Genomic DNA, 22,004 nt, shown 5'->3' with positions numbered 1-22,004 from the left:
CCGGATCCCCCGTCAGTAGCGCCGCGGCACGATGATCTCGACGCGCCGGTTCTTCGACTTGCCGTCCGCCGAACCGTTCGATGCGATCGGCACGGTCTCGCCCATGCCCTTGATCGTCACCCTGCCCGCATCGCTCAGCGTCGCGCGGATGATGTCGCCGACCGTCTTCGCCCGCGCTTCGGACAGCGCCATATTGTCGGGGAAGCTCAACGACGCGACCCGGTCGCTGTCGGCATGGCCTTCGATCAGCACGCCGCCCTTCTCGCGCTCGATCGCCTCGCCGATCCGGCGGAACAGCGCCTCGCGCCCGGGCTCCAGCTGGTCCGAACCCGAACGGAACAGCTGCCCGACGGTGGTGCGCACCCGGACGGTCTGGGCATCCTCCTCGACGGTGACCAGCCCTTCGCGAATCTCGGGCTCGAGGAATTTCTTGAGCGCGGACGCCTGGGCGCTGTCGCCGGTCGCCATCGCGGCGCCGGGCCGCGACAGCGTCAGCCGATCCTCGGGCGCGACGCCCGACAGGGCGGTGGACGGCGCCTCCGCGCCCGACATCAGCACTAGCCGCAGCACGATATAGACCAGCAGCAGCAGGGCCGCGGCCGCCGCCGCGCCCAGCGCCAGCAGGTTCCACATCCCCATCCGCCGCAGCGGCGCCGCCTCGCCGCGCCAGTGCGGCGACAATTCGGTGCCGGAAAGGCCGCGCACATGCTCGAGCCCGCCCTGGAGCTGCGACATGATCTCGTGCAGCCGCCGCCGCCCGTCGGGCATCACGCGGAAACGACCCTCGAACCCGGCCGCCAGGCACGCATGATAGAGTTCGATGATGTCGCGATTGTCGGCCGGCGTGCGCAGCATGTCCTCGGTCAGCTGCCAGAAGCGGTCGCCGCCGATATTTTCCTGGAAGAACTGGACGACCATCGATCGCCGCGCCCATTCGGCGCCGTCGGTGCCGACATTGGGCAGGTTCTGCGCGATATCGTCGATCGTCGCGCACACCGCGTACTTGGCGCGCTGGCGCACTTCCTCGCGGTAATGCGGCGCGATCGCCCGGTCGAAGGCAGCGATCAGCTGGGTCGCCTCGCGGTGGAATTGCGGCAGCGGCGCGCGCACCCGTCCGGCGCGCATGCCGGCGGCAAGCGCCAGCACCGGCGCCGCCTCGGTCAGCATGATGTTGCGGACCTTGCGCTCGGTGGCGGGGCGCGGAACATCGTCCTCGGCCAGCCGCGACGGATCCAGCCGGACGCCCTGCTGCGCCGGGCCGATCCGCGACAGCGGCGGCGGCGCGTCATAGCGTTGGTTGCCGCCGTCCGACGGCTGCGGCGATCCGCCGGGGACGCCGAACCCGGACGATGGCGGCGGCGCGCCCCAGCCGCCGGCGTCCTGCGACTGGCCCGAATTGCCGCGACCGCGCAGCCCCTGCAGCGGCGAGGGGCGGAACACGGTGCGGTTCGCGCCGTCGTCGCCCTCGTTGCTCATCGTCCGGCCCTCTTCACGCACCAGAGTTCGAGTTGCAGCTGCGGCCAGTCGCCGGCGACATGCAGGCCCAGCGCCGGCGCGGAGGCGAAATCGCGCCAGTCGGCGACGCCGCGGTCCAGCTCGAAATAGACATAGCCCGGCAGCACCCGGATCTGCGGCGGCGGGGTCGGCGTGTGGCGCAGCGGCACGCCCTGCAGCGCGCTGTCGACGATCTGCCGCATCTTCTGGATCGCCCCGATCTTGGCGACCGAGGGGAACAGCCCGCGAATCTCGTCGAGCGGCGCGGCGGCGGCGACCGCCAGATAGAAATAGCCGTGCTGATAGAGATTATGGTCGGTGATCTTCGACACATAGGCGCCCGGCCCGGCATTCTCGAGCGGCAGCTGCACCGCCGACCGGTCGAACACCGCGGCAAGCATCGACTGCAACAGGTCGATCACCGGATCGAAACAGGTCTGCGGATTCTCGTGATCGTACAGCGGCAGCGGCGGCGGCTTGCGCTCGGGCCGGATCATCGTCGCGATCTCGCCCGCCATCGCGATCAGCGTCTCGTACAGCCGCTCGGGATGGACCATCGGCAGCCGGTCATTGTGCTGCAGCACCGGAACCCAGCGGTTGAGCGACTGGAGCAGCAGGAAGCTGGCAAAGGTCTCGGCCCCGCCATCGGTCGCCTCGACCGCGCGCAGCGCCAGTTCCTCGGCGCGCTGCTCGGCCCGGCCCAGGATATCGCTCACCGCCCCGCGCAGCCGCGCGGCGGCGCTCTTGTCCAGCGTCGGCGGGATATAGCGGTCGTCGAACATCAGCCGCCGGTTATGGACCTCGCGCACACGGCCGATGCCCAAAGTCACCCGGCCATAGATCTGGTCGCGGGTGATGCCGAAGCGCAGGTTCGGCCGGCCATAGTCGATCGGCTCAGTCGTGCGATCATCGGAAAAGGCGTCGGCGGTCTCGCGCTCGTCGACCAGGAAGCGGGCGTCGATCGCATTGCTCTCGACATCGCGAAATTCGGTCGCGCCGCTCTGGCGCGCCGGAACGGTCAGGTAGATGATCGAATCCCGCGCCTCGGCCGGCACGTCGAGCGGCTCGGGCGGCGGCATGTCGTCGGGAATCGCAAAGGGGGTGCCGTCGGGCAGCACGCCCGAAGCGCGCGTAACGCCGAACTTGCCGAGGCTCGCCAGGTCCTCGTCGATCACCAGTTCGGTGAATCCCCAGGGCCAGGGACAGACGCTGCCGACCCGCGCACGCACCAGAGCATCGATGAACCGGTCCTGCGCCTGGAAATGTTGGGGGCGCAGAAACATCCCTTCGCGCCAGGCCACTCGGTTGTTCCCGGCCATCAGCTTCTCACTCCTGCGACGCTAACCTGTTTAAGCACAGCTTCCGAATTCGATAAAGCAAGGTTACTGCGGGTTCGAGGGCCGCGCAGCGGCTTTTTACGCAAGACTGAAGGCCACTCGGCATGAACGATCGCAATCAGGATTCGTTCGATCCGCGGACATGGATTCCGGCGCCGCCGGCCACCCCGCCGCAACCGCCCGCCGATGCCGGCAGCGCAAGCGCCTCCGCGCCGGAGCGCACCCGCCCGCCGGAACCCCGCGACCCGTCCCGGACCCCGCGGGGACTGCGCGGCCGCAGCCCCCTGCCGATCGCGATCGGTGCCGGTGCGCTGCTCTACCTGGCAGGTGCCGCCGCCGCCTATGTCTCTCGCGACGATCGCCCCGCGGCGGTCGCCGAACGGCCCGCCCTGCCCCCCGCCGAAAACGGCGCTCAGGGCTTTTCCAGCCGGCGCACCCTGGTGCTGGCCGGCGCGGGCGAGCTCGAGCAGACCCTGCTCTCCGCCGGAATCGTCGCCGACGAAGCTCGCGACGCGGCCGCCAGGGTGCTGGGCGCGCTGGGCACCGGGGCGGGCGAGGTCCGGCTGACCTTCGACCTGCGCAGCAGCGGCGATCACGCGATCCTCACCGCGCTGGAGGCGACGCGCGCCGATGGGGCCGGCCTGGTCCTCCAGCGCGGCACGGACGGCGGCTTCACCGGCCGCCAGCTTTCGGCGCAGCTGAAGACCCGGATCACGGTGGTGCGCGGCGAGATCGACAGCAAGAGCTTCTACAGCTCGGCGGTCTCCGCCGGCGTCATCGACAGCCTGATCAGCGACTTCGCCAACGCCTTCAGCTTCGATTTCGACATGCAGCGCGAAGTCGCGCCGGGCGACATCTTCGAGGTCGCGTTCGAACGAAGCTACAATCCGTCGGGCGAGCCGGTCGGCGTGCCGCGGCTGGTCTATGTCTCGCTGCAGACCGCGACCAAGTCGCGCGCCCTGTACCGCTTCGTCCCGCCGGGCGAGCGCGAGGCCGGATGGTTCGACGGCAATGGCTTCAGCACCGTCCGCGCGCTGATGCGCACCCCGGTCGATTCGGCCCGGATCACGTCGCAGTTCGGCATGCGGACCCACCCGATCCTGGGCTATCAGAAGATGCATCGCGGCACCGATTTCGCCGCCCCGACGGGAACGCCGATCTATGCTTCGGGCAGCGCGACGGTGGAGTTCGCCGGGATGAAGGGCGCCAACGGCAATTTCGTCCGGCTGCGCCACGACAATGGCTGGGAGACGCTGTACCTCCACATGAACCGCATCCTTCCCGGCGTCGAGGCGGGCGCCCATGTGTCGCAGGGACAGCAGATCGGCGAGATCGGCACGACCGGCCGCTCCACCGGCCCGCATCTCCATTACGAAGTCCATATCGATGGCCAGCCCGTCGATCCGCTCAGCATTGAGACAGGAACCGGTCAGTCGCTGACGGGATCCGCGCTGAAGGCGTTCCGCAAGGAACGCGACCGGATCGATGCGCAGCGCGCGGCGGGCGGGGCCTAGGCACGCGCCACCTCCGGCGTCGGGCGCGCGGCGATCAGCAGCGGGACCAGCACGACCAGCAGCGCGATCATCATGCCGACGCTTGCGTTCAGGCCCTCGGCCGATCCGCCCCACCGCGCCGCACCGGCCAGGTCGAGATCGAGGACCGACCCGAACGGGCCGACGCCCGGGTTCGGATCGAGGCCGAAGATCAGCTGCTCGCTCCCGTTCCAGGCGAAATGGGCGGCGATGGGCGCCGCGATCCCGCCGCTACGCGCGGCCAGCCAGCCGAACAGCACCCCGCCCAGCACCAGGTTGATCAGCGATACCGGCGACAGCGCGCCGCCCAGCAGATGGAGCAGCGCGAACAGCACCGAGACGAGTCCGATCGCGGCGCCGTTGCCCCATGCCCGCGCGACCACCGGTTGCAGCAAGCCGCGGAAATAGAGTTCCTCCGCGGCGACCTGCAGCAGGACCACCAGCGCGCCGGCGAGCAGCGCCAGCACGGCCCCGCTGCCTTCGCCCGACCGGACGACCCCGGCGATCGCCGCATAGCTGATCGCGATCCCGATCCCGCCCAGGCCGATCGCCCCGCCAATGCCGGCATTGCGTGCCGGCGCACCGCCCGCGGCAAGGGTGCGGACGCCGGACAGCGTTCCGCCCAGGATCGCCAGCGCCGCGATCGTCCCGAAGATCGCAACGACGAACAGCGTCTCGACCGCGGCATCGCTCGCACCGGCACCCAGCAGCGGCACGAGATGCCGCTCGACCAGCCCCGGCCCGACGCCCAGCAGCGCCGCCATCGCGCCGCCGCCAAGGACGAGCGCGGCGCCCGCCGTGACGCCGGGATGGGTGCTGGTCATCGCCGGTCCCGGGCTCGGTTCAGCGCGCGGCCACGAGCTGGGGGCGGGCAGACGGGGTCAGCATCGGCTTGGTGCTGTCGCCGACGATGAAATAGGGCGCCCAGTAGAAGGGGTGCGAATATTTCGGCTCGCGCATCAGCGTGCGCTGCGCGGTCTGCAGCGACTGGCCGATCGTCTGGGTGCGCGCCGCGGCATAGAATTCGCGCATCAGGTCGATCGATTCCTGCTCGGCCGAAACCGGCCAATAGGTCGCCATGACCGACCGGGCATTCGCCGCCAGGAAGGCGCGCACCAGCCCCTCCAGCGTCGATCCCGATTCCTCCTGGCCCGATGCGCGGGCAAGCGCCTGGTCGCGCACGCCGGCGATCGTGTCGCAGGCCGACAGCACGACCAGATTGGCGTCGAGGCGAAGCTGCGCGATCTCCGAGAAGCTCAGCAGCCCGTCGGACTGCGCATCGCCGAACGAGGTGACCAGCGCAGGCGGCGACTTGGCGCAGCCCCACTGGCCTTCCTGCAGGCCGTGCGTCGCGAAGTGCAGGATCTGGTACTGGCTCAGGTCGCCCCTGCGCTCGATCGCGGTGTCGGTGAAGTCCGCCGCGGTGACCAGCGGCGCCTGCGGGTCGCCCAGCGCCTGTGCCGCGACCATCAGCTCGCGGCGGTCGATCGGGGTGAAGGCGCGCGAGATCACGGCCAGCCGGTTATAGTCGACGGTGCAGCCAAAGCCGACATCGACCACCCGGTCCGTGTTCGCCACCGCCGGCGGAATATGCGCGCCGAAACCGATGAACTCGCGCGGCGCATGCGACGGCGCCAGGTCGCGCGCCACCAGGAAGGACCGCGGCGACAGCGCGGTGGAAATGGTGCTGCGCGCCGCCAGGAATGCGGTCTGCGAGAAGTCGAACGGATCCTCGCGCACGACCTTGGGATCGAATTCGGTCACCAGCGCGCCGATCGGGATCGTGGTCAGCGGCCCCGCCGGGTCGACGATCAGCGCCTTCATCTGCATCATCGTCTCGCGCGCGGGTCCGGCGACGATCCGGAACAGCACGTGCGAACGCGCGACGTCATAGGGGACCAGCTGCCCGTCCTGCAGGCGACCGTCGATCGATCCGCGGACCGCGCTCGCCACCTGGTTGACCTGGTCCAGCTCGGCCGCACTCTTGGCGACCGTATAGATGAAGGTCTGACTCTGGGTGACGTAGATGCCGTACAGGCGATTGCTCAGCTGGAAGAGCTTGAGATAGCCTTCGCCCGGCTTCAGCGCCGCGCGGATGTCGGCGACCGCGGCCGGGCTGTCGTCCACCGCGCGGTAGCGCGGGTTGCGCGACAGCGCGGCATTGATCGCCAGCAACCTGGCCTCGGCGCGGACGCGCTGCTGTTCCAGCGTGCGCGTGGATTCGCCGGGCGTCTCCTCATTGTCGGCCAGCGCATAGCGCAGCCGCGTCAGGTCGCGCTCGATGCCTGCCCGGTCCTGGATCAGCTGGGCCAGTGCGGGATCGGCGGCGACCACCGTCTGCAGCTGGTTCAGCTGGCGCGCCACGCCCGGCTGGCCGCCGGCCTGCAGCGCGCGGAAGAACAGGTCATAGGTATCGGCGCGCGGCGTGCGCGCCGCTTCGCCGACCAGCAGGTCGAGATAGGTTTCCAGGCCGGTGGGCACGATCGTTCCACTGGAATTGGCGGCGATCAGCGCATCGACCACGCCGGCATAGTCGCGGCGAACCTGGTCGGCGGACGCGCCGCTCCGCGCGAGCACGCCCGCGCGCTCCAGCCGGGCCTCGGCGATGGCGGGCTCGCTGGCGGTGCCCAGATTGCCGATGGCGCTGCGCTGGAGATAGCGGATGCCCTGGTCGAATGCGGCAAGTGCCGTCGGCCAGTCCTTGCGCTTCTCGGCCAGTCGGCCGCGCTGGCGTTCGATCCGCGCGCCCAGCCACAGCGACTGGGTCGGGTCGATCCGCTCGCCGAGCAGCGCGCGATAGGCGCGGCTGGCGGCATCCAGCGCGCTTGCCGCGCGGGCCTCGTCGCCCAGCCCCAGAAAGGCGACGCTGCGCGCCCAATTGGCCTGGGCGTCGAGCACCAGCTGCGACAGCTGCCGGGTGTCGGGCACGGCGACCGCGTCGGACACGCGGTCGGATCCGCCCTGGTTCAGCCGTCGCACGGTGGAGACGTCCATCAGCGGCTCGCCGGCATTGGCATCCGCCGAGACCAGCCGGTTCAGCGCGGTGAGCGCGCCGCGGAAATCGCGGCGGTTGAGCAGGTCGAGCGCGATATAGGAGTCGCGCTTGCGCTGAAGGAAGCTGGCCCGTTCGGGGCTCGACTCGGCGATCAGCGGTTCGGCCTGGGCGAAGCGTGCCTGCGAGCTGTCCTCGAACCCGACATTCGAATCGGCCAGCCCCGCCTCGAGCAGCAGTTCGGCGCGGGTCGACGGATCGGCATCGGCGGGAAGCCGGCTGATCGCGTCGTTCAGGATGCGCGAGGCTTCGGCGTGACGACCATTATGGTTGAGCGCGATCCCCTGGCGCAGCGCGCTGTTCTGGTCGATCGCGCCTGCCGTCTCGACCGGCGCCGCCGGACCGGCGGGCAGCGCGGCGATGTCGATCGTCGCCTTGGGCTCGCGCTGCGGATCGCCGGTCGCCGAACTGCGTCCGGTGAAGATCGCCACGCCTTCCTCCAGCGGTCCCATCAGCGACGGGTCCGCGCTCGCGATCACCCGGCTGTCGCCCATCGGCACGTCGAGCCGGACCGAGTCGAGGCCCAGCGCCTTCTCGGTGCAGCGGCGCGCCTGTCCCGCCCGTCCCGCCACCGTCACGGCGGCGGGCTGGCCGCACTCGTACAGCGCATCCACCTTGGCGAGCGAGTCGGGCTTTTCCGCGACGACGCGGATCGATCCCAGCGCGCGGCTGGCCGCGACGTTGCGGCAGGTGATGACATAGGCGCTGTCGAACAGGTCGGTCGCCCCGGCATCCTTCCAGGTGCGGTTGGCGCTGCACGGCTCGCTCGCCGCGTTGCGTCCCAGGCTCACCGTATCGACCTGGGTGTTCGGCCGCGCGCCCGAGGAACAGCCGGAAAGGGCAGCGACCATCGCCATGCCTGCACAGGAAATCAGTCCGGCAAAGAAAGTCCGTTCGCGCACTAGCGGTTCTCCTGGACAGGGCGGCAACCCCCGTCTTCGCTGGGAATACAGTCGGTCGGCTGGCCGCCGGAAGTCGCCTCGCTGGCGAACAGCGCCTCGTTGTTGCTGCCGATCACCGGATCGAAGGGGATGGTGAAGTCGGGCTCGCCGCGCACCACGATCAGGCGGCCGGGATCGAACACGTTGAGCGTCGGCTGGGCGATGGTGGTGGTAAGACACCCCGCCGCCGACCCGATGACGCACCCATTGATGCGGGCGTTGGCGAAGTCGACGCCCTCGGCCGATACCACGCCCGACCCCAGGATCGCGGTCGATGTGCCGCCGATGCCGTTGATCGTGCCGAACAGCGCGAACGCGCTGGGCGCGCCGGTTCCGGGTCCGTACAGCGTCAGTGCGGGCCCGCCGGCATTGCCGCCCAGCACCACGCCGGTGTTCAACCCGCGCGGGCCGGTATTCTGGAACAGCGCGAACTCGCTGAACCGGACCGTCAGGCGTCCGGCGCTCAGCACCGTGTCGCGCCCGGGGATGAAGGGCGATCCACCGACCAGGGCGCTGTACAGCGCCGAGTTGGAGTCGGCGATCAGCGCCGCCGCCTCGGCGGCGCTCAGCCCGCCGCCGGCGAACAGCGTGTCGGTCAGCCCGCTGTTACCCACGCCGATCCGCTCGGCGCGCAGCTCGACATCGGCATCGCCGAACAGCAGCCGGCCGCCGCCCTCGGCAGTTGCGACGATGCGGATCGTCTGCGCCAGGTCAGTGTCCGAACCCTGGCTCCCGCCGATACGGAAGGTGCGGCCCGCGCCACCGCCCGAAACCGTGCCGATCACCGACACGTCCCCGGTCGTCAGGATGTCGACCCGATTGCGCCCGGTATTGGCGCCGAGATTCAGCGTATCGATCGTCACCGTGCCGGTCCCGCCGTCGAACACCGCGGTATCGGCATTGATGCGACCCATCTCCGCATCCGACAGGCTCAGCGTCTGGCCCGCGCCGCTGCCGGTGCCGCCCAGCTGGATCCCTGCCTGCGGCGTGCGGGCCGAGATGGTCACCGTCGGTGCGCGCAGTTCGCCGGTCAGGTCGATCTGCGCGGTGCGCACGGTCACCGCGGTGCCGCCGGCGATCGTCCCGAGCGTCGCCAGCCCGCCGCTGTCCAGCGTGATCGTGCTGCCGCCGGCCTTGCGTACCGTCATCGCACCGCTGCTGGTCAGTGCCAGCGCGCCGGTCGCGGTAAGGTCGGTCGCATCGATGACCCCCGCGGTCGCGGTCAGCGCGCCCGCGGTCACCGTGCCCAGGGTAGCGGTGCCTGCCGTGTCCAGCGTCAGTGCATTGGCGATCGCGAGCCGATCGGCTGCGATGGTGCCGCCCTTCAGCGTCGCCCCCGCCGCGCTCAGACTGTCGATATCGATCGCGCCGTCCACGTCGATCGACGCTGCGCCTGCGACGGTGCCGTCGATGATCCGGGCCGATCCGCCGGTCACCGTCAGATTGTTGCCGAGTGCCAGCGTGTCGGCGAAGATCGTGCCGCCGCTCAGCGTCGCACTCGCCGCGCTCAACTTGTCGATGTCGATCGCGCCATCGACGTCGATCGACGCTGCGCCCGCGACCGTGCCGTCGATGATCCGTGCCGATCCGCCGGTCACCGTCAGGCTGTTGACCGTGGCGGTGCCCAGCCGGGTCTCGGTGCCCGCGTCGAGCAACGCCGCGGCACCATCCAGCCGGTCGATCACCATGCCCGCGCCGGTGCGAAGCTGCACGTCGCCGCCGGCGCTCAACCGCGCGAGCGTCAGCCCGTTGGTCACGGTCAGCCCGGCCGGTCCGGTCACGATGATCGTCCCGCCCGCGACGCTGCCCGCGGTGCCGCTCAGCGACTGGGCGTTGGTGGTCCCGAACCGCGCCGCGCCTTCGACATCGACCGCCAGCGTGCCCGCGGTCAGCTCGTCGATCGTCAGGTCTCCCCCCGCCACCAGCGAGGTCGCGCCGCTGGTCAACCGGTCGATCACCAGATTGCCCGCCGCACTCAGCGTCGCCGCGCCCGTCACCTGGGCGTCGTTGACGCGCACGCTGCCGCCGACCGCCGTCAGGCTGCTGCCGGTCACCGTGCCGATGCTCGCAAGATCGTCGGCCTGGACGCGGATCTCGCCCGTCGCCGTGCCGTTGTCGATCGTGACCGATCCGCCCGACGAGCCGAAGCGCGCCGCACCGGCCGACGCGGTGAAGCGCTGCACCGCCACCGCGCCGCCCATCGCGACGTCCAGTCCGGTACCCGACAGCTCGCCGATCGTCGCGCCGCCGGCCCCGCGCAGGGTGATGCCGCCACCGGCGCTCGTCAGGCCCTCGGCGGTCAGCCCGCCATTGACCGTCAGCGCGATCGCGCTGGTCGTCGTCACCTCGCCCAGGGTCAGGCTGCCGTTCAGCGGGCCGCCGCCAGCGATCACCAGCGTGCTCGCCTCGACGTCGCCCAAGCGGAAATTGCCGTTCGCGCTGCCGTCGATCACGACCTGAGACTGGCGCGCGGGCCCGCCGCGCAACAGGCTGTCGCTGCCCAGGTCCGCGGCACCGCGCAGGATCAGCGACTCACCGCCGACCCCGTCGCTGTTCGACGTCAGCACCAGGCCCGGCACGCTGCCGATCGTCCCGCCCGTCGCGGTGATGTCGACCGCCCCGGTCGCGGACTGGCTGCCGCCCAGCACGACGCCGTTGCCCGCCACCGTATAGGTCCCGGTGACCGCCACCGGCCCGGAAATTCGCGCCGATCCCGTCGCGGTGACATTGGCATTGCCATTGGCGGTCGACAGCCCGGCGACGACCGCGTTGCCGCCGGTTGCGCGCACGCTGAGCGCGGTCGCGCTGGCCAATGCGCTGGTGTCGACGCTCCCGCCCTCGATCAGGATGCGGTTCGCGGTGACGCCGCCCAGCCGCGCCTGGCCGCCGGCATCGACGGTCGCCGTGCCGCCTGCGGTGATCGCGGTGCGATTGGTGCCGCCACCGGTCACGTCGCGCGAGGCGGTCACCGTCAGGTTGGTGTCGCTGCCCAGGGTCGTCGCGATCACGTCGCGCGCCGAGGCCAGCGTTGCCGAGCCGACCGCATCGAGCCGGTTGGTGATGACGATGTCGCTGTTCGATCCCGTATTGCGCAGCGTCGCGCTGCCGGCGGCATCGACCGTGCCGAAGCGCAGACCGCCCGCCGACAGGGCGTTGAGCGTCCCGCCGGCGGTGAGCGTACCGATATCGACCAGTCCGCCGTCCGATGCGATCGTCATCGCGCCGCTGGTGGTCACCGACGTGCCGCGCAGGCGCCGCGTGCCGCTGCCCCCACCGGTCGTGTTGAGGTTGGCGGTCGCCGCCTGGATCGTGGTGAAGTCGACCTGGCGGCCCGACAGCGACGCCAGCGTCGCCGCGCTGATCGCCCCGGTGCTCAGCACCGGCGCCTGGAGCGCGACCGATCCCGAGGTCGAGGTCAGCGCACCCGCATCGATCGAATCATTGGATCGCAGCAACAGATTGCCGGTCGTGGTGACGTTGCCGATGGTCAGATCGGCATTCAGGATCGCGCCGTTCGCGATCGTGAGCGACGCGGCCTCGACATTGCCCAGCGTGATGTCGTTCGCGATCCCGCTGTCGATGATGACCGCCGATTCCCGCGCCGGGCCGCCGCGCAACAGGCTGTTGCCGCCCAGCGCCATTCGACCCTTCAGCGTCAGGCTCTCGGTCCCGACGCCGTCCGAATTCGCGGTCAGCGTCAGCGTTCCCGGATTGGTGATCTGGCCGGACGAGGCGGAGGTGACGGAGATCGCCCCCCCCGCGGACTGGACGCCGGACAGCGCCACATTGCGTCCGCGCACGCTGTAATCGCCCGACACGCTGACCGGGCCCGCCATGATCGCATCATCGTCTGCAGTGATCGACGCATTGCCTGCCTCGACCGTCAGCGCACCGACCCGCGCATTGCCCGACTGGCTGACCAGCGATGCATCGCTCACCGCCTGGACGCTGGTGACGTCGAAGGCGCCGGCCTCCAGCACGACGCCGCCGCCGGTCGAGCGGATCCCGCCGAGCAGGGCATCACCGGCGACATCGATGTCGACCGTCCCCGACCCGGTCACGCTTGCCCGCGTGCCCGAATTCAGCCCCGCCAGGCTGCCCGCATCGATCGATACCGCACCGCCGGTCGACGTGATCGCATTGGCGCGCAGGCTGTTTGCGGTCAGCGCGATCGTCCCGCCGCCGGTCAGGCTGTCGAACGACAGGTTGCGCGCCTCGATCGTCGCGCCCTCGCCCAGCTCGAAGCGGGTCGCCGACACGTCGCCCGCCCCGCTCCCGCCGACCCGGTCCAGCTTGCCTTCCAGCGCGCCGCCCGACAGCCCGCCGTCCAGCGTCCGCGCGCGGACGATGCCCAGCCGGATCGCATCCGCGCGGCTCGAGGTGAACAGGTTGAGGTCGGACGCCAGTCCCGCCCCGCCGCTCTCCAGGATCGTGGTCAGCCCGAAATCGATATCGTCATCGGCGTCGATCGTCAGATTCTGTCCGCCGGTGCCGTCGGTATCGGCGCGCAGCCGCAGATTGCCGATGCCGATGACATCGCCGTCGGTCGCCGTGATCGACACCGCGCCCGCCGCGGCCTGCTCGACCGTGGCGCCGGCCTTGCCCAGCGTCACCTCGGTCCCGCGGACCGTATATCGGCCGGCGCTCGTCACCGCACCCGAGACGGTGACGTCGGCAGTGCCGCCGATCGCCACCCCGCCGCTGCCGGTCGTGGTCAGCGTGCCGCCCACGCGCACCTCGACCGGCCGATCGGCGAAGAACGGGAGCGACGTGACGCTCACTGCAGGGTCGACCGACGATCGCCCGCCGACGATCACGATGCCCTTGGTGCCGGCCACCGCGGTGACGTTGGCATCGATCTGGAGCAGCGAGTCGGTCAGCGAATTGCGCGTCGCCATCGCGAAATAGACGTTGCGTCCGCGGATCGTGCCGCCGACGATCTTCATCGCTTCCTCGATCGGGGTGCCGCGGTCGATCTGGATGGCGAGCGGGCTGCCGGTCGAGTAGGACAGGGTCACGTCGTCCGCCGCGACGAAGGCGCTGTCCTGCGCCCCAGAATCGACCGTGCCGTTCACCTGCACCTGCTTGCCGAGCAGGATCAGGCCGAGGCCGGTTCCGGTGGTCTTGATCGTCCCGCCGTTCAGTCGGACGCCCGTCGACCCGAGCAGGCCGGACGTGAAGTGCAGGTCACCTGACAGGAAGTCGGAATCACTGATCGCCAGCGTGCTGGCGACGAACGATCCGGTCGAGACATTGCCCGTCCCGCTGATCAGGATGCCGTTGGGATTGACCAGGAACACGTCGATATTCGGGGTCGAGGTCAGCGAACCCTTGATCTCGCTGGCCGAGGTTCCGATCACCCGGTTCAGCACCGCCGCCTGCGCCGTGGTCGGCGTCTTGAAATCGACCTTGCTGCCGTTCTCGATGCTGAACCGGTTCCAGTTGATGATCGTGTTCTGCGTCTGGAGGTTGATCTCCAGGTTGGTCGCGGTTCCGGGCAACGACGCATTGCTGCCGTTGAAGGTCGCGGTGCCCGACACGACGGTCTGCCCCGACGGGGTGTTCTGCGCGCGGGCCATCGGCGCGGCGAGCACCATCGTGCCCGCCAGCGCGGTCGACCAGAGCAGGGATTCAAGCGTGGTGGATCGCGATGTCCGGGTGGGTCCAGCGTTCGTCACGTCCTCGACTCCTTACTACCGTACCGAGTCGCTAAACCTCAGCGACAATGAAACCAGGACGCGGTCGGTCGGCCGCGCCTTGTCGATGCTCAGCGCCCGGTCCATCGGCCGGGCATAGGTGACCTCCAGCAGCGCCTGGCCGGGCAGGCCCAGCCGCAGGCCGCCGCCATAGCTGGAGAATTTGCGGTCGCGCTCGGTCGATCCGCGGTCCAGATTGTCGAGATAGACGAAATCGTAGAAGCCGAAGACCTGGGTGGTCAGCCAGTTGAACGCGGGCAGGTCGAACTGCGCCTCGCCGCTGACCGCAGCCGCGCGGTCGCCGCTGTTCGCGCCGGGATCATAGCCGCGCCCGATGGTCAGGTTGCCGAGCGCGAATTCCTCGTAGTTGAGCAGCGAGTCGTTGGTCCACTGCCCCTGCGCCCGGCCGACGATGCGGAAGTTCGACGTCAGGCCCAGGATCGCCTCCAGGCTGCCGCGCGCGACGAAGGCGTCGGAGCGTCCGTCGATCCGCGACTGGGTGCGCCCGCCGGCGAAGCCGGGCTGCGACGCGCCGAAGATGTCGAACCCCTTGCGCAGCTCCAGCGCGCCGCGCAGCGACCACACGATGCTGCCGTCGCGGCGCAGCTCGCGCGTGTCGCCGCTGACGCTGGCATAGGCGATGCGCATCTTGTCGCCGGTCAGCGGCAGCTTGAGGTCGCCCGAATGGATGTCGGTCAGCTGGTTGATATAGTCGAAGCCCGCACCCAGGCTGATATTGCCGTTCAGCGACCGGACCAGCGGCTGGGTCACGTCGAAGCCCAGGATCAGCGTGTCGGTGCGATAGTCGAGCGTGCCCAGGTCGGGGCGCGACCAGGCATAGCTCGCCCGGATGCCCGCGGTCGTCCCGCCACCGCCCAGGCCCAGGATATGGCCGCCCTGCAGGATCCGCTGTTCCTTGAAGTCGGCGGTGCTGGAAAAGCCGAGATAGGTCAGGTCGCTCATCCCGGTCAGGCCGTAATATTCGGCGCGGACATAGCCGGTCTCGCGCCCCAGGATCCGCGAATTATAGTTCTGGACATTGGCCAGCACGGTGAAGCGGCGATAGCTGATCGTCACCTCGCCGATCACGTCGCCCTGCTGCCCGCCCGCCGGCCGCAGCGCCAGCTGCACGTCCAGCCCGGGCACGTCGCCCGCCAGCAGCAGCAGCCGCTCGATCACCCGCTCGTTCAGCGGGTCCTGCGCCTGCAGCGTCGCCAGCCGCTCGCGCAGCAGCGATTCATACGGCCCGGCATTGCCCCGCACCCGCGTCTCGACCATCCGCGCGGTCACCACGTGCAGCCGCAGCACGCCGTCGGCAATCTCCTGCGGCGGCACCTGCACCGACGCCACCCAGCCCTCGCGGCGCAGCGCCTCGTTGGTCTGGTCGCGCAGGTCGCACACCACGCGGATCGACTGGTCGCCGCTCGGCTGCTTCAGCTTGGCGATGATCGCCGCGATCTCGGGCGGCAGCGCACTGCCGTCGACCCGGGTGAACTCGACCCGCTGCAGGTTCAGCCTCAGCGGCGAATTGTCGAACGGACAGCTCTCGCGCTCGAACGCGGCGCGCGAATCGACCTGCACGGTCGAGGGCTGGCGCATCTCGGGAGTCGGCGGGGTGACCTGTTCGGGCGAGGGCAAGGTCGGCGGGGGGACATTCTGCGCCATCGCGCTGCCGCCCCACAACAGGGTCGCCAGTACAAATCCCGCGCATGACAAACCCCTGCCGTACCCACGCTGCTCACCCACCTTCCGATTCTCCCTTCGAAGGCATGCAAACGCCTGATCCGTGACTCGGTCATTACGGACCGCACCACCGAACATCGTCGACCCGGCCACGGCTACTTCCCGTTCGTTATCCAAGTCAATCGACTGCGACGCGAGTTTATCACTGAACTCGCGACTGCTGACGGTCTGAATTGGGGGCGGAAACTCTGCTCATGACTGGAAAAGGCATTTGTCGCCGGTCACCCAGCGGCGACGAAAACTCTGCCCGCCGACTATTGTTCCGCATCCGAACCGGACTCGTCGCATTTTTGCCAATATTTCGCCCCCGCCGATACGGCTGCCGATCGCCCCCTCGCGCCCGCAAGCGATATCGAGGCGCCGCGACTCAGCTCTCGGACGACGCGCGCGAATCCCGAAACGCCCCGCGCTTTGCCTCAACCTCACCGCGACCAGTCGACCGCCACCGTCCGCGCCGCGCTCATCACCACCGTGCAATCCGCCCCGGCCAGCGTGCCGGGGCATCCGCCACGCCCCCATTGCTCGCGCGTCGGCGCTGCCCCGTGCCCCGGCGGCACCCGCGGCGAATCGGGCCGCCGCATCTCCACCCGGATGCGCGCGCCGGTCCGAACCCATGCCGAACAGCGCGTCACCGGCGCCTTCTGGTCACAGATCAGCGCCACCTCCGGATCGGTGCGGATCGACACGCGCGCGCCGCCCGAATTGGCGGAGACGATCGTGACCAGCTGCCCCGCGCTCGAATCGGATCCGATCGCCGACCGGCCGTTCAGCACCACCACCTGCGCCCGGCCCGCCGCCGCAACCGCAAAGGCCGCGATCACCGCAACCGCCACGCCCCGCCTCGCCCGCACTGTGTTGCCCATGCGCCGTCCCCGCCATCTGCCACCCAAGACGAGCGCCGGGCGTCAAAGCGGACAGGCACGGCGCAAAACCGCCCCTCGGCGCGCGCCGACCCCGCCAATCCCCGGGAAAATCGCCGCGATATCATTGCAATCGCTGGAGCCACCCCTAATTATGCTGCATTGCACAATATTCGCTCGCGCGGCAGTCGCGGGTCGGGTATCCGCCCCTAGCTGTCATCAAAGGGGCCTTCCATGCGCTCACTTTCCGATACGCTGACCCGCCTGCGAAGCTTCACCCCGGCAACCGGCCCGTTCGATCCGGCCGGATCCTCCGGGACGCTGAGCGCGCTGGACGAGTTCGGCAGCAACCCGGGCCAGCTTCGCGCCTGGATGCACGTCCCCGCCGACCTGCCGCCGAACCGCCCGCTCGTCCTGGTCCTGCACGGCTGTACCCAGACCGCGGCCGGCTATGATCGCGGCTCGGGCTGGTCCCAGCTTGCCGACCGCCACGGCTTCGCCCTGCTCTATGCCGAGCAGCAGCGGGCGAACAATCCGAACCTGTGCTTCAACTGGTTCGCCCCCGCCGACATCCGCCGCGGCGGCGGCGAGGCGGAGTCGATCCGCCAGATGGTCGAGACGGCCGTCGCCCGCCACGCGATCGATCCCGCGCGCATCTATGTCACCGGCCTGTCCGCGGGCGGCGCCATGACGTCGGTGATGCTCGCCGCCTGTCCCGATCTGTTCGCCGGCGGCGCGATCATCGCCGGCCTGCCCTACGGGGTGGCGGGCACCGTGCCCGAGGCGTTCGACCGGATGCGCGGCCAGGGCTATGACCGCACCGCGCTCGCCGGGCTGGTCCGCGCCGCCTCCGACCATCGCGGCCCCTGGCCCACCGTGTCGGTCTGGCACGGCACCGCCGACCGCACCGTCGAGGCGGTCAGCGCCGCGATGATCCTCCATCAATGGACCGAGCTGCACGGCGTCGTCACCCCCGACCGGATCGACCGGGTCGATGGCCACGCCCACCGCGCCTGGCACCATCCCGACGGCACCCTGGCGGTCGAGGAATATGCCATCGCCGGCATGGGCCACGGCGTGCCGCTGGCCACCGGCACGGCCGAGGCCTGCGGCGTGCCCGGCCCCTATATGCTCGACATGGGCATCTCCTCGACCTGGCGCATCGCCGCCGGCTGGGGCCTGGTCCCGGCCGAAGCCGCCGCGCCGGAGGCGAGCGCCGATCCGGCCCCGAAGCCCGCCGTGCCGCCCCAGACCGCGCGGTCGGACGAAGCCCCCGAACTCGCTCCGATCGAGGGCGGCCGCCTCGATCCGCTACGGGTGATCAACCATGCGCTGCGGGCGGCGGGGTTGCTGAAGGGTTAGTTGGAGGGGCCGTCGCTGCCGTCGGAAATCTCCAAAGCGGAGCCCGCACTGTCTCAGCGTTTCGGCTGGATTAGGGCCGCGAGCGGAATGACGGCTTCGAAGTAGAAATGCGAGAGAGCGGACGCAGCCCGTCAGCGTCACTCCTCTTCGGGCACGAACCGGCTCTCGATGTCCACACGCATGCGCTCCGACCATTCACTGAGCGTCGCGTGCCCCTCCCAGCTGGCGAGCGGCTCAAGGAAGCTCACCAGATGTGTGTTCAGCGAGCCCGACCAGGACCGCGGGAATATGCGCAGCCTCAGGCCAGCACGGAACGCCGGCAGCGCGCCATAGCGCGCGGCGAGCCGGTCGAGCGCCGGGTGCCACGACCATGTCTCTTCCTGCGGGATGAGGATGGGGTAAAAGCTGAGCAGGAACTCGACCCGGGCTTCGGGATCGGCATCGACCCAGGCGAGCAGCGCGGGTTCGGGCGCTCTGAACAGGAGTCCGGGACCCGTCCGGCCGACCTCCCGGCCGAAGGGCGTGGCCGGCGCCTGGATCCTGGTAAGCCGCTCGCGCTCATAGCGGGTCGCGCCTTCTTGGAAGGCGCTCACCACCTCCCAGACCTCCAGCGGCGCCTTGTCGACGACGTGCACGAGCGACTTGCGCAGAGCCTCGGCGATGCGCAGCTGCGAATCCGCCGACTGGCAGGAGCGCGTCACGATACCGGCAAAGGCGCGCGCGAACCCGGCGTCGATGGCATCAAACCTAGCCAGACGCTTGACCAGGTTTTCGAGCGAATGCTCGGCATGGCCGGCAAATCCCGCAGGACCGTCGGCGACCGCGGGTGCGAGGACCACGCGCTTGATGAGATCGAGGATCTCCGGCGCGATCTCGGCTTTGCCGTACACGACCATGTTGAGGATTTCGACTGCCGCCCAAGCGCCGTGATCGGTCTCGCGGCCGATCAGCGCGTCGATAAGCTCGGCGAGGACCGCGGGCGGCGTATCGTCGAGACCGCGGCCATAGGAGATAGGGACGACCCGGCGCAGGTCGAACTTACCTTCGCGGATGCCGGCCGCGAGTCCGCGCAGCCGTGACTCCGTCATGCGAAGCGCCGTGTAGATCTCCATCTCGTCGGCGAAGAGCGTGCGCGAGCTCCGGGCGATCGCGACCAGCGCGTCGTCGCGCTCGGGATCGTCGGTGAATCGGCGATCGAGGCTGTTGAGCAGGGCGCGCACGAAGCCGATGCCATTCCGGTTGTCGCTGCGATCGAGGACCTCGGTCGCCATAGCGAAGGTATCGAGCGGGTTTGTCAGATGCTCCGCAAGCGTGTTGGCAAAAGGAAAGGGCATGTTGGTGTCAGTGCCCGCCATTACATCGATCGCGCGCGCCAGCAGCGCGGGATCGGCCGCAATGACCGGCGCAAGTTGCTGGGCGCGGCGCGCCGGATATTCGACGTCCGGATTTTCGCTGTCGTCCGCGTAGCGTTTGTCGGGGTCGTGGATGTCTGTCGTCCAGTACCGGCTATACAGGAGAACCTGGTCGACGGGATCGGCGGGCAGCGTTGAATTGTAGAGCGCGCGGACCGCGACCGCGTGGTCGCCCTGCTCTAGTGGCCGGTCGTAATATAGCCAGTCGCCGATGCTGCGCGTACCCTCGAACCAGTGGCCGCGCAGCGCCACGACCTCGCGGGAAAAGCTCTCGACGAGATCGAGCACGTCGAACTCGACAAGGATGCGCAGATCGTCGGCCACGATCTCTTCAATACGCTCGCGCAGCACCTCCTCGGTGCGCCACAGTCCGATCAGCTTCTCCAGCGCCCAGCGGAAATAGCCGAGGATCTGGGCATCGTCGCTCGGATGCCATTCCTCAAATGGCTCACTACCGACACCCTCGAAATCGCCGAACCGGGTCATCTGGGTCGTCAGCATCGCTCCCAGCGCCTCTACAGAGGCGCGCCGCATGCGGGGGTCGGAATCGTCGAGGGCGTCGAGAAGTGCGTGACGCCGCTTCTGCTCATCAGCGCCGGTGCCTGACAAGGCGACCTGGAACAGCTGCCGCAGCAGCCGGACGACGGGCGTCTCGCCTCCGAAATCGGAGGCAGCGGCGAGCTTAATGACCAGTGGCACAGCGTAGAGGAAATTACGCTTCATCGAGGCGAGCAGGCGAAGCGCGTCGAGCAGCGCGCCGTTCACATCGAGGGTCGCTAGGTCATCGATCGACTTGGAGTGGATAGCGTAGGACAAGGCCTTCAGCATCGTATCGGGATCGACGTGAACGAAGGCCACGAGATAGGGTGTAGCGTCATCGCTCAGCACCCTGTCGTTCTGCATCCAACCGCGAAGCACCATCCCGCGGACGACCTCGACCGCAGTAAGCGACCGCTCGCTGAGCGACTGCCAGCGCGCCAGCAGGCTATCGCGTACCTGCGCCTTTGCAGAGAGCAGGAAGGCATGGACCGTCGAGGGACGCAGATGCGCGAGCCGGCGAAGCGCCAGAAAGTTGACGATGAGGTCCATGGAAATGAAGAAGCGATCGTGATCGCGTTCGGCGACGCCCAGTGCGGTTGCCTTGATCAGCTCTTCATAGATCTGAGAGCCGTTGATCCCGACCATTGTCTCGCAGAGCGTGTCAAAGGTCTGCGGATCGCTTTCCGGGGCAAGCTCTTCGAACATCGCCAAGCATTCGAGCGCCCTGATCGTGAGATCGTCCTTAATCTTCTCCCGAAGGATCCGGTCCGCGATTTCGCCGAGAGTTCGATTGGTTCCCCAGACGTCCGCACCAGCACTCGAGAGCAGGAGCGCGTGGGCGGGATAACCGCCACAATGCGCGACCAGAGCGTCGAGCTGCGCTTCGGACGTCTGGGGAAGCGCCGCAGCGAGAATCCCGCGACAGGTTGCGTCGTCCGGCAGCGCCTTGATCATCATGCATGCGTCGGCATGGTCCGTGCCCTCGGTGCCGATCGTGACAACGCGAAGCAGGCTGTCGGCCTCCCGCGCGAGATTCACCAAGAGCAGGGCTTCCGCCAGCGGGCAGGAATCGACGACGAGGATTGCGTCGGTGCTAGCATTCTTCAGCTGATGGGCGACGTCAAACAGATGGGCTGCTGACTCCCGGTAATCGCAGAAGATGAAATTGGCTGTGCTGATATCGAGCAAGGTGCCGACGGCGCCGAGAAGCGCCTCGTGAAAGGCGCGGGTCTTGCCCAGACCCGAGGGGCCCCAGAGTCGGATGCAGGCGTGGGGCTCGTTCAGGTGATTGAGCATTTGTGCACCGAGCGCATCGAAACGGATGCGCTGGTTCGGCGCGGGGCCCAGTGAGAACTCACGTTCGGCGACCGCAACGAATACCGGCGTTGTTAGCGCGGGCCGCCTGCCCCAACGCGCCAGCGTGCCGAAGGTCGACAGCGAGAAGCCTGCCTCACGCTCGCGGACTGACAGGGCGACTGCGGGGTGCGCGTTGGCCCAACCGACGAGCTTGTTGGCGTCATAAATGTGGATCGCGGCAAGATTAGTCGGATCTCCGCCAGCCTGGATGATTCCGGTACGGATCGCCTGTTCGCGCGAGGCGAGCGTCTGCTTGACCCGCGGCGTGCCGGTGACGCCTATATAGGTCGCCCCGCGCGCGAGCGCCCCGGCGATCGCCGGGCTCAGCACCTTGCTGGTGACCTTCGCAGCCTGGGTCTTCTTGGTCCAGACCTCCTTCATCCACTGGCTGTCGTTGTGATCCGTGGTTTTGCACTGGAAGACGACGTCGCGGCTCGGAAAGTAGGAGGTGTAGTCCTCGCCATTCTGCCACTGGATGCTGCCGTCCTCGCCACCATCGGGAATGGTGATCTGGAGCGGAATGTTTGCGCCCGAGAGCGGCACGCCAGCGCTTCGCGCCTCGGCATGCACGAGCGCGCGCAACAACTCGACCAGTTGCTTGTCGTCGAGCCGCGCTATGTCCTCAGGTTTGACGGTGAACATAGCGTCCTTCTGCCCTCAAGCGTCCCGACAGGAAAGC

At 69.1% G+C, this 22,004-nt stretch carries 10 protein-coding genes; 2 read left to right on the top strand and 8 right to left on the bottom strand.

The genetic code is table 11. The features are described 5' to 3' along the window. Positions 1-12 precede the first annotated feature (12 nt). Together icmH and tssK are read right to left on the bottom strand one after the other, a co-directional pair. Complete coding sequence (gene icmH, locus TPR58_RS19905; RefSeq protein ID WP_346248510.1) at positions 13-1,476, bottom strand: type IVB secretion system protein IcmH/DotU; 1,464 nt, start codon at positions 1,474-1,476, stop codon at positions 13-15. Next, positions 1,473-2,813, bottom strand: coding sequence for a type VI secretion system baseplate subunit TssK (tssK, locus tag TPR58_RS19900; RefSeq protein WP_346248509.1), 1,341 nt, complete (start codon positions 2,811-2,813; stop codon positions 1,473-1,475). The genes icmH and tssK overlap by 4 nt, the downstream gene beginning before the upstream one ends. A 122-nt stretch (positions 2,814-2,935) precedes the next feature. On the opposite strand from tssK, the gene TPR58_RS19895 reads away from it, so the two are divergent. After that, positions 2,936-4,345, top strand: a complete 1,410-nt coding sequence (locus TPR58_RS19895) for a M23 family metallopeptidase (RefSeq protein ID WP_346248508.1) — start codon at positions 2,936-2,938, stop codon at positions 4,343-4,345. Here TPR58_RS19895 and TPR58_RS19890 read toward each other — a convergent pair. The 5 genes from TPR58_RS19890 to TPR58_RS19870 all read right to left on the bottom strand — a co-directional run bounded on the left by TPR58_RS19890 (position 4,342) and on the right by TPR58_RS19870 (position 16,658). After that, positions 4,342-5,187: a CPBP family intramembrane glutamic endopeptidase gene (locus tag TPR58_RS19890; protein WP_346248507.1), complete on the bottom strand. Its 846-nt coding sequence runs from the start codon at positions 5,185-5,187 to the stop codon at positions 4,342-4,344. The two genes, TPR58_RS19895 and TPR58_RS19890, sit on opposite strands and share 4 nt — an antisense overlap. 19 nt (positions 5,188-5,206) lie before the next feature. Beyond that, the gene (locus TPR58_RS19885) at positions 5,207-8,317 is read right to left on the bottom strand and encodes a CHAT domain-containing protein (protein ID WP_346248506.1); all 3,111 of its coding nucleotides are present in this window, start codon (positions 8,315-8,317) and stop codon (positions 5,207-5,209) included. Beyond that, a complete protein-coding gene (locus TPR58_RS19880) occupies positions 8,317-14,034 on the bottom strand; it encodes a two-partner secretion domain-containing protein (protein WP_346248505.1) in 5,718 nt (1,905 codons plus the stop codon). Before TPR58_RS19880 ends, TPR58_RS19885 begins: the two co-directional genes overlap by 1 nt. A 15-nt stretch (positions 14,035-14,049) precedes the next feature. Beyond that, positions 14,050-15,717 carry a ShlB/FhaC/HecB family hemolysin secretion/activation protein gene (locus TPR58_RS19875; RefSeq protein WP_346248504.1) on the bottom strand — a complete coding sequence of 556 codons (1,668 nt, stop codon included), beginning with the start codon at positions 15,715-15,717 and terminating at the stop codon, positions 14,050-14,052. Positions 15,718-16,217: 500 nt separating this feature from the next. Beyond that, a complete protein-coding gene (locus TPR58_RS19870) occupies positions 16,218-16,658 on the bottom strand; it encodes a hypothetical protein (RefSeq protein ID WP_346248503.1) in 441 nt (146 codons plus the stop codon). Positions 16,659-16,889: 231 nt separating this feature from the next. On the opposite strand from TPR58_RS19870, the gene TPR58_RS19865 reads away from it, so the two are divergent. Further along, a complete protein-coding gene (locus TPR58_RS19865; RefSeq protein WP_346248502.1) occupies positions 16,890-18,017 on the top strand; it encodes an extracellular catalytic domain type 1 short-chain-length polyhydroxyalkanoate depolymerase in 1,128 nt (375 codons plus the stop codon). A gap of 137 nt (positions 18,018-18,154) precedes the next feature. Here the strand turns inward: TPR58_RS19865 and TPR58_RS19860 are convergent, their stop codons facing one another. Continuing rightward, entirely contained in the window at positions 18,155-21,967 is a 3,813-nt protein-coding gene (locus TPR58_RS19860; RefSeq protein WP_346248501.1) for a hypothetical protein, read from the bottom strand. Positions 21,968-22,004: the final 37 nt, after the last annotated feature.

Origin of the sequence: Sphingomonas rustica, assembly GCF_039652585.1 — a bacterium.
GTDB classification, from domain to species: domain Bacteria; phylum Pseudomonadota; class Alphaproteobacteria; order Sphingomonadales; family Sphingomonadaceae; genus Sphingomonas; species Sphingomonas rustica.
Note: the sequence above shows the minus strand (reverse complement) of the source record. Positions and strands in the feature narration are given on the sequence as shown.